The following is a 13,172-nucleotide window of genomic DNA, read 5'->3' on the forward strand; positions in this document are numbered from 1 at the left end:
CACTCTTTCCAGGGCATCGGAGGTCTCCCTCAAATGCCTTTATTGTGTAACCCATGTCTCCGGAATACGCTGTCACCTATGTATCGGGAAGCTCATCCAATTTAACTCCAGCTTCCTGAAGATTCCCTTGAGGCAGGTTGCCGGATTCGAACCTGCGACCATCAAAAAAATATAGGTTCGACAGCCGCACCACGTGCGGCTGAACGTCGCCGCGCAGCGGCGGCGGCCCGAAGGGCGAGCGGGTCAACACTAATTTCCCTGCCGGGCGCACGATTATCGGTTTGACGCGTCTGAATGACTGTCCGATAGTGCTGTTCAATTCGTTTCGTTTGAGTCCCTATATAATATGTCAGCAGTGCCACCATCGTTACAGTCAGCCAGACCGATGTTCGCTTTCCGGAACAGTTACGCGCAGTTGCCCGAGGCGTTCTACCGGCTCTGCGAACCGACGCCGGTCGCGCAGCCGGCGCTGGTGAAGCTCAACCGGCCGTTGGCCGAGGGCATCGGCCTGGAACTGGGCGACGCTGACGAAGCGGTCCTGGCCGAGCTGTTTGCCGGCAACTGCCTGCCCGCAGATGCCGCACCGCTGGCCACGGCTTACGCCGGCCATCAGTTCGGCAACTTCGTGCCGCAGCTCGGCGACGGCCGTGCGATTCTGCTCGGCGAGGTCGTCAATGACGCGGGCGAACGCCATGATATTCAGCTCAAGGGTGCCGGCCGCACGCCGTTCTCCCGTGGCGGCGACGGCCGTGCGCCGGCCGGTCCGGCGATCCGCGAGTACCTGCTGAGCGAGGCGATGCACGCGCTCGGCGTACCGACCACGCGCGCGCTGGCGCTGGTGACCACCGGCGAGCCGGTCATGCGCGAAGAACCATTGCCGGGCGCGGTGCTGACGCGGGTCGCCGCCAGTCATGTCCGCGTCGGCACGTTCCAGTTTTTTGCCGCGCGCGGCGATACCGACAGTGTCCGCCAGCTGGCCGACCATGTGATCGCACGCCATTACCCGGACGTTGCCGCCGCCGACAATCCTTACCGGGCGCTGCTCGAGGCGGTCAGCCAGCGCCAGGCCGAACTGATTGCCGACTGGATGGCTATCGGCTTCATACACGGCGTCATGAACACCGATAACATGAGCATCTGTGGCGAAACGCTCGACTACGGCCCCTGCGCCTTCATGGATCATTACCACCCGGAGACGGTGTTCAGCTCCATCGATCGCGGCGGCCGCTACGCCTATAAGATGCAGCCCGCCATCGCGCAATGGAACATCACGCGGCTGGCCGAGTGCCTGCTGCCGCTAATTGACGACGACGAGGAACAGGCGAAAACGTCGGCGCTGGAAGCCATCGAGGCATTCATGACGCATCACCAGACCGCCTGGCTGACACGCATGCGCGCCAAGCTGGGCCTGGTCGACGAACACGCCAACGATCAGGCCCTGATCGACGACCTGCTGGCCATCATGGCCACCAGCCAGGTCGACTTTACCGTGCTGTTCCGCGGTCTCGCCGACGCGGTCGCGGATCCCGGGCGCGCCGATGTGCGCGCGCATTTTACCAACGAACAGGCGTGGGACGACTGGGCAGCGCGCTGGGCCCAGCGGCTGCAGCAGGATTCGGCCGACACGGGCCGCCAGGCCGCGCTAATGCGCGCCAGCAACCCGGCCATCATCCCGCGCAATCACCGCATCGAGCAGGCCATCGACAAGGTCGTCGCCCACGGCGACTTCAGTGACTTCCACCGGCTCGACGCGCTGCTGGCCAAGCCGTTCGCGGACCCGGCACCGGCCGACCGCGACTGGATGGCGCCGCCGGCGCCCGAGGAGCGCGTCCGGCGCACCTTCTGCGGAACCTGATGCGGCGGCCAATGCCCCAACAGGCGTAGGCCGGGCGCATGGCGGCGCTTCAACCAGGGCAGACCGGTCGCAAGATATAGAGCGATCCTGCCTGGCAACCCCCACATTTAGTTTTTACTCGCCAACGCCGGCCATACACGTTACAGTTTCCTTATCATCCGATGCGGCCGTGACCGGCGCGCGGCACCGCCCCTGTTTCTGCAGGCCGGCGGTTCGCCCAAGCGCTCATGCAAATCGAAGCGCCGCCGGCCGCCGGCCCATCGGCGATGAATTCGACACCTTGCCATGATCGATAACCTGTAAAAGCAACAGGGGGAGACCGGGACCATGGATCTACCACTCCAGGGCGTTTCGCAGGACGTTCTTAATACCAAGTACATGAAGGACGGCGAGACCGATCTGTCGCAGATTCACGATCGCATCGCGCGCTCGCTGGCGGCGGTCGAGTCCGATCCGGCGAAGTGGCAGCCGGTATTCCAGCGCGCACTCGACCAGGGCTTCGTGCCGGCCGGGCGCGTCGTTTCGGCGGCCGGCACCGATCTGCAGACCACGCTCATCAACTGTTTCGTTCAGCCGATCGGCGACTGCATGCGCGGCATCGATGACGATGGCTATCCCGGCATCACCGACGCGCTGGCCGAGGCCGCCGAGACCATGCGCCGCGGCGGCGGCGTCGGCTACGACTTCTCGCGCATCCGGCCGCGCAACGGCATCGTGCGCAAGACCCGCTCGACCGCCTCGGGGCCGATCTCCTACATGCGCATGTTCGACAGCATGTGCAAGACGGTCGAGTCGGCCGGCGCCCGGCGCGGCGCGCAGATGGGCATCCTGCGCTGCGATCATCCCGACATCGAGCAGTTCGTCGTCGCCAAGAGCCAGCAGGGCGAACTGACCCAGTTCAACATCTCGGTGGGTGTCAGCGACCCGTTCATGGAAGCGGTCGAACAGGATCGCGACTGGCCGCTGCTGCACAAGGCCGAGCCCAGCGACGAACTCAAGGCCGAGGGCGCCTATCAGCTCGACGACGGCCGCTGGGTCTACCGCACGATCCGCGCCCGCGATCTGTGGGACACGATCATGGAGCAGACCTACGACTTTGCCGAGCCGGGCGTCATCTTCCTCGATCGCGTCAACGCCGATAACAACCTCTGGTACGCCGAAACCATCGAGGCGGTGAATCCCTGCGTCACCGGCGACACCTGGGTGCACACGGCGGAAGGCCCGCGCCAGGTGCACGAGCTGATCGGCCGCCCGGTCGACCTGCTGGTCAACGGCCGGCGCCAGCGCTCCACCGATGCTGGCTTCTTCGTCACCGGCGACAAGCCGGTGCTGCGGCTGATGACGCGCGAGGGCCAGAGCCTGCGCCTGACCGCCGATCATCCCGTGCTGCGCCGGGTCGAGCCGGCCGCCCGCAACGCGCTGCCGCGCAGCGAATGGGTAGCGGCCGGCGATCTGCAGGCCGGTGACCGGGTGATATTGCACGACCACGGCGCCGACATCGCCTGGGCCGGCGAGTCGAACGCCGACGAGGGTTACCTGCTCGGCCTGCTGCTGGGTGATGGCACGCTCAAGGCGCAGACCGCGACCCTGTCGGTCTGGGACGAAGCGGTCGCACCCGCCGCCGACGGCACGCTGCCCGGCAATGCCGTCATGCGCGCCGCCGAGACGGCCGCGCGCAGCCTGCCGCATCGCTCCGACTTCGGCGGCTGGCACGCGATCGAGGGTCGCAACGAATTCCGTTTGAACTCCACCTCATTGCGCGATCTCGCCGGCCGCTTCGGCATGGCGCCCGGCCGCAAGGCCGTGACGCCGGCGATCGAACGCGTCTCCAGCGATTTCTATACCGGCTTTCTGCGCGGCCTGTTCGACAGCGACGGCAGCGTTCAGGGCACGCAGGTCAAGGGCGTGAGCGTGCGTCTCGCGCAGTCGGACCTGGCGACGCTGGAAGCCGTGCAGCGCATGCTCGGCCGGCTCGGCATCGGCAGTACCATTTACCGCGAGCGCCGGCCGGCCCGCCGCGCCCAGCTACCGGACGGCAAGGGCGGCCAGGCCGAATACGACTGCCGTGCGCAGCACGATCTGGTCATCAGCGGCGGCCACCTGCCGCGATTCGCCGAGCGCATCGGCTTCAACGATACCGCCCGCGCCGAGCGTCTGCGCCGCGCGCTGGGCAGCTACCGCCGCAACATCAACCGGCCGCGCTGGTACGCCACCGTCGACAGCCTCGAGGCCGACGGCACCGAGACCGTCTACGACGTCCAGGTGCCGAACGTGCATGCCTTCGACGCCAACGGCCTGTACGTGCACAACTGCGGCGAGCAGATGCTGCCGCCGTACGGCTGCTGCGATCTCGGCAGCCCCGACTTGACGCGGTTCGTGCGCGATCCCTTCACGCCGGAGGCGCGCTTCGACTTCGATGCGTTCAGCGAAGTGGTGGCGACGGCCACGCGCATGCTCGACAACGTCCTCGATGCGACCTACTGGCCGCTCGAGTCGCAGCGCGAGGAGGCGATGAACAAGCGCCGCATCGGTCTCGGCTTCCTCGGCCTCGGCGACGCGCTCATCATGCTGGGCCTGCCGTACAACACCCAGGCCGCGCGCGACAAGGCCGAGCAGATTATTGCCGCCGAGCGTGACGCCGCCTATTGGGCGTCGGTGGAGCTGGCGCGCGAGAAGGGCGCCTTCCCGCTGTTCGACGCGGACAAGTACCTGGCCTCGGCCTTCACCCAACGTCTGCCCGAGGATCTGCGTAAGGCCATTGCCGAACACGGCATCCGCAACAGTCACCTGCTGTCCATCGCGCCGACCGGCACCATCAGTCTGGCGCTGGCGGACAACGCCTCGAACGGTATCGAGCCGCCGTTCGCGCTGGCCTACAACCGCCGCGTGCGCCAGCACGACGACACACACCGCGACTACCTGGTCGAGGATCACGCCCTGCGCGTGTTCCGTCACGTCAAGGGCATTGCCGATCCGCGCCCGGGCGAGGCCATCGGCGACTGGCTCATGGCGCTCAAGCCGCAGCTCGGTCCCGAGTGGGTCACCGCGCTGGAGATGTCGGCGGCCGACCACCAGAAAATGGTGTCGGTGATCGCACCGTACGTCGACTCGGCGATCTCGAAGACCGTGAACGTGCCGGGCGACTATCCGTACGAGGACTTCAAGCAGCTGTACACGGAGTCCTGGAAACACAACGCCAAGGGCCTGGCGACCTACCGGCCCAGCGACGTGCGCGGCGCCGTGCTGTCAACCCACGACAGTAAGACCGAACAGGTCAGCGACATGGACGAGTCGGACCCGGACCGCCGCCTGCGGCTCGACGAAGTGCCGGAACCGCCGCTCGCCAGCCTGCGCTGGCACAAGCGGCCGCGGCCGGCCGCCGGCAACATGGCGTGGACGTATCTCATCGATCACCCGAACAGCTCGTTCGCCGTGTTCATCGGTCAGCTGTCGGGCGGCGACGGCCGCGAACAGCCGTTCGAGGTTTGGGTCAACGGCGCCGAACAGCCGCGCGGCCTCGGCGCGCTGGCCAAGTCACTGTCGATGGACATGCGCTCCGCTGACCGCGCCTGGCTGAAGGCCAAGCTCGAGTCGCTGGGCAAGCTGTCTGCCGACGACGCCTTCGACATGCCCATGCCGCCGGACGGCGAGGTCATGCGCCTGCCGTCACTGGTGGCCGCGTTCGCGCGTCTGGTGCAGTACCGCTGCGAGGCGCTGGGCGCACTGAACGACGACGGCGACACGCCGGTGCTGAACGCGCTGATGAGCGCCAAGGAACCGAAAACCGGCACCGACGGCACGCTGTCTTGGACTGTCGACATCAACAACCCGGCGACCGGCGACGACTTCATGCTGGGCGTCAAGGAACTGGTGCTGCCGGACGGCCAGCGGCGGCCGTACTCGCTGTGGCTCTCCGGGGTCTACCCGCGCTCGCTGGACGGCCTGGCGAAGAGCCTGTCATTCGACATGCGCATCATCGACCCGGCCTGGGCCGGCGCCAAGCTGCGCCAGCTGCTCAGCTACGCCGAACCGCAGGGCGATTTCCTCGCCTGGGTGCCCGGTGCCGATCGCCAGGCCAGCTACCCGTCGACGGTGGCCTATATCGCCCGACTGGTGATCCACCGCTACGCCATGCTCGGCATCCTCGACGAGGAAGGCTATCCGATGGACGCCATGGGCGTGCTCGCCTACAGCCAGGACCATGACAACGTCGTGCCGCTACGCAACGCCGGCGCCCAGGAAGTCATGCCCGGCCGCGGCTGCACCGAATGCGGCAACTACGCCGTCATCAAAAAGGACGGCTGTGACTTCTGCACCGCCTGCGGTGCTATGGGTGGGTGTGGCTAACGTTAGCACTGCGCTCGGCCATACTCCTGGCGATGGCAGCTTGAGTCATTAAAACCGAGGGTTACAGCTTGGCAAGGCCCTCAAGCTGTCCAAAAGAATGGATCCACTTCATCTATTCATAACCATTAAGACTTTTTAACTTTCTGATTTAATTGAAAAAATAAAGCCAATTTGTCGCGCTAATACCACACCCCGGTTTGCCCCTGGGGGGGATATCTCTGTATGGTTGGGCACAGGATTGATGAACATTCAGCCACTGGTTCAGGCCTGTGGTTGACTTGTATTCAATCAAATCAATACAAAGAATAAGGGGAATTGCCGTGGACGCAGGCTCAACTTTTTCATCATTTCAGGAAGTCATGGGCATGCAACTGCCCCGCATTCTGGGTGCTGTTATCGTACTGGCGGTCGGCTGGATACTGGCCATTATCATTCGCGCCGGCAGTCAAAAAGCACTCGCCGCCCTCAAGCTGAACCAGCGCATCACCAAGGAGGCCCACACCAAGCCTGACGTTGATCTGGAGTCGGGCATATCAGCCGGTCTGTTCTGGCTGGTCATTCTGGTGACGGCGATTGCGATTCTGGACGTGCTCAGCATGCAAGTGGTTTCGACGCCACTGAATGCGCTGGCGACCCAGATATTCGATTACATGCCGAATCTCATCGGCGGCACGTTGTTGATTCTTGTTGCCTGGCTGGTGGCATCGGCTATCCGTTTTCTCATCAATAAGACACTTACCTCGACCAGTCTCGATGAGAAGCTATCCAGTGAGGCCGGGATCAGCTCAGTCAGTGACAATCTTTCAAATGCACTCTACTGGTTTGTCATCCTGCTGTTTTTACCCGCGATACTGAGCGCCTTCGAACTGCAGGGATTGCTGGCCCCGGTAGAGCGCATGCTGGACAAGGTACTGGCGTTTATTCCGAATATCTTTGCCGGCGCGGTGCTGGGTGTGGTCGGCTGGTATGTCGCCAAGGTATTGCGTGATCTGGTCACCAACCTGCTTATGGCAACCGGCGCCGACAGACTGGGTCAAAAGGCCGGGCTGAATGAGGATTTCAGTGTCTCGCGGCTGGCCGGCATCCTGGTGTTCATCTTCATCTTCATTCCGGCGCTCATTGCGGCGCTGAATGCGCTGGAGATACGCGCAATCTCCGAACCGGCAACAGAAATGCTGGGTGTCATCCTTAATACCATCCCGAACCTGTTCGCAGCGGTCATTATCATCTTCGTGACCTACTATGTCGCCAGGCTGGTTGCAGGGCTGGTCGTTAATCTGCTGGACAGCATGCAGTTCAACACCCTGCCGGAAAAAATCGGCTTGGCGGGTGTCTTCGACAGCAGCCTGACACCGGCGACCCTGGTCGGTCGTATCATCGTGTTCTTCGCCATGTTGTTCGCAACGGTCGAAGCCGCCAACAGTCTCGGTTTCGATCAGGTTAGCGAGATTGTCTCGATGTTCATCGAGTTCGGCGGTCAGATCGTGATTGGTGCCATCATCCTGGTTGTCGGCTTCTGGCTGGCCAATCTCATTCACCAGGGCATTATGCGTGTCAGTGGTGAGGATTCCAGGGCACTGGCCGGTCTGGCCCGGGTGGCTATTCTGACGCTCGTGATTGCCATGGGCCTGCGCTCGATGGGTATTGCCAATGACATCGTCAACCTGGCCTTCGGCCTGACACTCGGCGCCGTTGCCATCGCCGTGGCCCTGTCTTTCGGTCTGGGCGGCCGCGAGGCGGCCGGTAAACAGATGGAATACTGGCTGAGTAAACTGCGCAAGGAATAGTCATTACGGCTATCCAAACCAGGAAAGAATCGGCCTCGCAGGAAGGAGGCCGGTTCTAACATTCCACGACAACGTGGTGCAGCAGCGTAACGCCGGCGCCAGGGAAGGCATGCCGGCCGCGGCTGTTCGGAGTGTAGCAATTACGCCGTCATCAAGAAGGACGGCTGAGATCTGAACCTGACTCTGCCCCCAGTTTCCTCCCCAGTTCCCTTGGCATTCGTTGTAAACGATAGGCGCTGTTCCGGAGCGTTCTGGACGCGTAGACTGGCCGTTCGATTCAAGAGGGGGCAGGCATGATTCAATCGGTAAAAGGCAATGGTCGCGGGCAACCCGGACCACCCGATCTGTTCGAGTTGATGAAAAAATTCACGCGCCGACTGCCGTCCGGCAAGGGCCTCAGTAGCGGCATCGGTGTTGTCATTCTCATCCTGCTGGTCTGGGCTGGCCTGACCTGCTTTTACACGGTTCAGCCCGAAGAGCGGGCGGTGGTCAAGCGCTTCGGTGCCGTGATCGGTATTACCGATCCTGGCCTGCACTTCAAGATCCCGTTCGGCGTGGATCAGGTGCAACTGGTCGCCACTGAACGCGTATTGAAGCAGGAATTCGGTTTCCGTACCCAGGGCACGCACAGCAGTGGTCGTACGAACTACAGCGAGCAGGCCTTCGAGGACGAGTCGCTCATGCTGACAGGCGATCTCAACATGATCGACGTGGAATGGGTCGTGCAGTACCGCATCGCCGATCCGATCAAGTTCCTCTATGAAACGCGCGAACCGACCCGAACTCTGCGCGACATCGCGGAATCCGTCATGCGCCGCATCGTCGGCAACATGCTCGGCTCCGAGGTGCTGACCATCGGTCGGGTGGAAATCCAGAAGCAGGCGACCACCGAAATCCAGGAAATCCTCAGCGGCTACGACACTGGCATCCACATCAATACGGTGGAGATGCAGGATGTGGTCCCGCCGCCGGCCGTACAGCCCGCCTTCAACGAAGTCAACGAAGCCCGCCAGGAACGCGAGCGTATGATTAATGAGGCCCAGAAACAGGTAAACCAGAGAATCCCCAACGCTGAGGGTACCGCTCTGCGAACCGTTGCCGAAGCCGAAGGCTATGCGACGGAGCGTGTCAATCGGGCCGAGGGTGAGAGCACGCGCTTTTCCGCCGTATTACGCGAGTATCGCCAGGTACCGGAAGTGACGCGTACGCGGCTCTACCTGGAAACGCTTAACGATATCCTGCCCAACATAGGCCAGGTCCTGGTTGTTCAAGACGGACAGGTCGGGCCATTGCCTTTGCTGGATGTGAACCGTCAAGGTCGCCAGGCCATTGGAGGTGACCAATGAAAACGACATTGCTTGCCATCATAGTGGCCATTGCCGCCATTCTCGGCTCTACCATGCTCTATACCGTGGATGAAGCCAAACAGGCCATCGTCGTTCAATTCGGCGAACCCATCGGCGATGTCATCAATGAACCGGGCCTCAAGGTCAAGTTGCCCTGGCAGGACGTGCGCTATTTCGACAAGCGCCTGCTGGTCTGGGATGGCGACGTCACGCAGATTCCTACCCTGGGGCGTGAGTTCATACTCGTCGACACCACCGCGCGCTGGCAGATCACCGACCCGCTGCTGTTTCTCACCAGCGTGCGTGACGAAGCCGGTGCGCGTACGCGCCTGGATGACATCATCGACTCGGTCGTCCGCGACATGGTTTCCTCCACCGAACTCGAGGAAATCGTCCGTTCACAGGACTGGGAAGTCGACATGGATAACCTGGATGATCCGGCACTGGCCGAGCGCAGCGACGTCAACCTGGAAGAACAGCCGAAGCTGGGTCGTGAACTGCTGGAGCGCGAAATCCTGGAGCGGGCACGACAGTCCATGCCCGACCTCGGCATCAAGCTCGACGACGTGCGGATCAAGCGCGTGAACTATATCCAGTCTGTCAGAAAACAGGTGGAAAGCCGCATGATTGCCGAGCGCCAGTCCATCGCCGAGCGCTTCCGCTCTGAAGGCCGTGGTCGCAGCCAGGAAATCCTCGGCAACATGGAACGCGATCTCCGCCGCATCCAGTCCGAAGCGGCCAAAACGGCCGAAGAAATCCGTGGTGAGGCCGACGCCGAAGCCACGCGGATCTACGGTCAGGCCTTCGGTGCCGATCCGGAGTTCTACGCCTTCTTCCGCACCCTGGAAAGCTACCGCGCCCTGGGCGAGAACAGCACCCTTATGCTGCGCTCGGACTCGGACTTTTTCCGTTATCTGGAAGAATCCCAGCGCCAGTAAACAGGACCGCGACCCGCCGTGCCACAAAGCCTGGCATGGCGGGTTTCTTTGAAAAGCCGGGATACCCTGCCAATTTAGTCACTCCGGCGCCAAGCTGCGCCAGCTGCTCAGCTACGCCGAACCGCAGGGCGATTTCCTCGCCTGGGTGCCCGGTGCCGATCGCCAGGCCAGCTACCCGTCGACGGTGGCCTATATCGCCCGACTGGTGATCCACCGCTACGCCATGCTCGGCATCCTCGACGAGGAAGGCTATCCGATGGACGCCATGGGCGTGCTCGCCTACAGCCAGGACCATGACAACGTCGTGCCGCTACGCAACGCCGGCGCCCAGGAAGTCATGCCCGGCCGCGGCTGCACCGAATGCGGCAACTACGCCGTCATCAAAAAGGACGGCTGTGACTTCTGCACCGCCTGTGGTGCTATGGGGGGATGTGGCTAACGCTTTGCTCTGGAAAAACCGAGGCGCAGCGCAGGTTTGTCTCTAGCAGCATTTTGTTATGCACGAATTAAATTACTCCGACCCCTTTTATTCTTTTGGTATTGCCATAACTCCACCTTCCCTGTTTCCGATGACGCTCAACGTTCAGTTGAGCGGCGCGTTACAGCGGGCTTGTCGGAAGTGAAAATGCGAAGCCGCTAGAGGAAGGCCCGCTGTAATGCGTCCGCCTCGAACCGATGGTTAGATTTCACTATTTCGGCCTCCGCGCAACGATTTTATCTATGTCACCTGCCGTGATCTTGTTGAACATAAATTTATGGCCATCCAACGAACTGTGGCATAGAGCGCATAGTGCACTCAAATTCGATTCATAGTTGTTCTTGGGATTTCTATCGTGGTGATGCACATGCAGAAGTTCTCGGCAGTCTTTCAAGTCTGCCTTACACCTCTGGCATCGGTATCCATTCTTCTCCCGGAAATTCGATGATATCGAAAATGACCATTCAAGTGTATAGGGCCCTTCGTCAGTTTCCGTACCTTGTACGAACGCTGCGTGTTCTGGATCGGGCCGCGAACCTTGGCCCAGACGATATGGATCGGTGAGTTCGGGATCGTGGAACTCTTCGGACCAATCGCTTCCATCCCAGTCGTCTTGCGAATACTCATCGGATTGACGTCTGCGGGGAGGCATCGGGAAATCTAACGCCCGCCATAAACGGCGCGAGGAACGAGCGCCCGGCGGCAGAGAGCGAATTTGATGGCTTTGTTAGCTGACTTCCGCGCTACACGCCGGACACTTAGGTTTTGTTGCACGCACTGCCTCCGAGTAGCTCATTTGAACTGGTTTCTCTACTTGTTTTGAAATGCAATCAAGGTTGTTGAAGGTCCAAATCCCATAGGAGGAATAAGGGTTGTCTTCTTCTCGGTAATAAGCGGATGCGATATAACCGCATGAACACGTAATCTCTTTTATTTCTGCTACGGAAAGCTACCTTTAACGATGCTCGATAATAATATCGCTATCTCTCCGTTCATCAGCACGGATGAAAGCAGGATGATCTTCATCAAGACAGCGAAACTCAAGAACCGTTTCACCTGCTTCATTGAACCACCGGTCATTTGTCATGCTGGATTTCAATAAACGCTTACCTTGAGACATGCAGAACTCTCCAGCCTCTTTATAAGCCATAGTTGTTGATTTTGTGGTTCCGCCACAAGCTGGACAGGCTACCGTGCTAATCATGTATGAATCTGGCCCGGTAGGGACAATGTCGCCAGTCATGGTGCAAGACACAACTAAGCCAGCAATTGGCAACAAAAATAATTTCTTCACATTTTCTCCTTTTGTACAACTAGCGTTTTCATTAACCGGCGCCGACTTTGCCGGCGTCCGAATTGCATGCATAGTTAGCCGTCATTTAGCTCATCCTTTTACGCAGATTTGAGATGTTAGGGAATCCACGAATGGGTACAGAGTCTATGTTAATAAAACAATTTGCAACAGGCGAAATAATTGCAAGAAGTGAACCGCCCCGGTTGTCCCGGAGACTGATTTGTGTGAGTCAGGCGGAAATGGCCTGACGGTTCAGGGTTTCATGGTACTGCTGTTCCAGTTCGACCGGTGGCCGGTAACCATTCGGTTCCAGGAATTAAGGGGTCGGAGTGATTTAATTTTCATCAGTTATTCGTTACTCTGACACTTGGCTCCATACACGGCAAAGGAACTGCCATGCCCCGTAAGCCACGGATGTATCTACCCCATATTCCGGTCCATCTGGTCCAGCGTGGGAACAATCGGAACGCCTGCTTCTTCGCCGAGGACGATTATCACTTCTATCTCGACTGCCTCGGCCGGGGCCTGCGCCGCTATGGCGTCCAACTGCATGCCTATGTGCTGATGACCAACCATGTTCATCTCCTGCTCACACCCCAGGATGAAACAGGGATTTCGCGTCTAATGCAATACCTCGGTCGTCAGTATGTTGGCTATATTAACAAGACCTACCGACGTAGCGTCACCCTCTGGGAGGGTCGCCACAAGGCCAGTCTGGTGCAGGCGGACAATTATCTGCTCACCTGCATGCGCTATATAGAATTGAACCCGGTCACAGCGGGCATGGTGGAAAGACCGGAGCAGTATCCATGGACTTCTTATCACCACAATGCCTGGGGCAAAACGGATAATCTCATCAGTCAACAATTGGTATATCAGGCACTGGGCGCATCATCCACCGAGCGCCAGCTCGCTTACCGAGCGTTATTCCGCAATCAACTTCCAGACACCGACATACACGAGTTGCAGGCGTGTCTGACGTATAATTATCCCCTCGGCAATAGCCGGTTTAGGGATGAGATTGAGGCCATGCAAGGACGACCCATCGGCAAGCGTCAGCGAGGCAGACCGAGCAGTCCATCAACTGGCGAAGATTAAATCACTCCGACCCCTTTTTCCCCTTTCCT

At 60.5% G+C, this 13,172-nt stretch carries 7 protein-coding genes and 1 pseudogene; 7 read left to right on the forward strand and 1 reads right to left on the reverse strand.

The window, feature by feature from the left end:
• The first annotated feature begins 355 nt into the window (after positions 1-355).
• From J2T55_RS00005 to J2T55_RS00030, 6 genes and pseudogenes are all read left to right on the forward strand, one after another.
• Positions 356-1,855 (forward strand): protein adenylyltransferase SelO, encoded by a 1,500-nt coding sequence (locus J2T55_RS00005; RefSeq protein ID WP_321170916.1) that lies wholly within the window; start codon positions 356-358, stop codon positions 1,853-1,855.
• Between the two features lie 327 nt (positions 1,856-2,182).
• Positions 2,183-6,202 carry an LAGLIDADG family homing endonuclease gene (locus J2T55_RS00010; RefSeq protein ID WP_259053230.1) on the forward strand — a complete coding sequence of 1,340 codons (4,020 nt, stop codon included), beginning with the start codon at positions 2,183-2,185 and terminating at the stop codon, positions 6,200-6,202.
• Between the two features lie 320 nt (positions 6,203-6,522).
• On the forward strand, positions 6,523-7,989 hold the full coding sequence (locus J2T55_RS00015) for a mechanosensitive ion channel (RefSeq protein ID WP_259053232.1): 1,467 nt from the start codon (positions 6,523-6,525) through the stop codon (positions 7,987-7,989).
• Between the two features lie 293 nt (positions 7,990-8,282).
• Positions 8,283-9,335, forward strand: coding sequence for an FtsH protease activity modulator HflK (gene hflK, locus J2T55_RS00020; RefSeq protein WP_259053234.1), 1,053 nt, complete (start codon positions 8,283-8,285; stop codon positions 9,333-9,335).
• Positions 9,332-10,273, forward strand: a complete 942-nt coding sequence (hflC, locus tag J2T55_RS00025; RefSeq protein ID WP_259053236.1) for a protease modulator HflC — start codon at positions 9,332-9,334, stop codon at positions 10,271-10,273. Before hflK ends, hflC begins: the two co-directional genes overlap by 4 nt.
• Positions 10,274-10,358: 85 nt before the next feature.
• A pseudogene (locus J2T55_RS00030) lies at positions 10,359-10,712 on the forward strand (ribonucleoside-diphosphate reductase, adenosylcobalamin-dependent); the annotation flags it as partial.
• Between the two features lie 994 nt (positions 10,713-11,706).
• Here the strand turns inward: J2T55_RS00030 and J2T55_RS00035 are convergent.
• Positions 11,707-12,045 carry a hypothetical protein gene (locus J2T55_RS00035; protein ID WP_259053238.1) on the reverse strand — a complete coding sequence of 113 codons (339 nt, stop codon included), beginning with the start codon at positions 12,043-12,045 and terminating at the stop codon, positions 11,707-11,709.
• 396 nt (positions 12,046-12,441) lie between these two features.
• On the opposite strand from J2T55_RS00035, the gene J2T55_RS00040 reads away from it, so the two are divergent.
• Positions 12,442-13,143 carry a transposase gene (locus J2T55_RS00040; RefSeq protein WP_259053241.1) on the forward strand — a complete coding sequence of 234 codons (702 nt, stop codon included), beginning with the start codon at positions 12,442-12,444 and terminating at the stop codon, positions 13,141-13,143.
• The last annotated feature ends 29 nt before the right edge of the window (positions 13,144-13,172 follow it).

This window comes from Methylohalomonas lacus (assembly GCF_024808875.1).
GTDB classification, from domain to species: domain Bacteria; phylum Pseudomonadota; class Gammaproteobacteria; order Methylohalomonadales; family Methylohalomonadaceae; genus Methylohalomonas; species Methylohalomonas lacus.

Bases quoted from the DNA above. Each gene is read 5' to 3' on its own strand.
- hflK (WP_259053234.1), top strand. From the start codon at position 8,283: ATGATTCAATCGGTAAAAGGCAATGGTCGCGGGCAACCCGGACCACCC.
- J2T55_RS00040 (WP_259053241.1), top strand. From the start codon at position 12,442: ATGCCCCGTAAGCCACGGATGTATCTACCCCATATTCCGGTCCATCTG.
- hflC (WP_259053236.1), top strand. From the start codon at position 9,332: ATGAAAACGACATTGCTTGCCATCATAGTGGCCATTGCCGCCATTCTC.
- J2T55_RS00010 (WP_259053230.1), top strand. From the start codon at position 2,183: ATGGATCTACCACTCCAGGGCGTTTCGCAGGACGTTCTTAATACCAAG.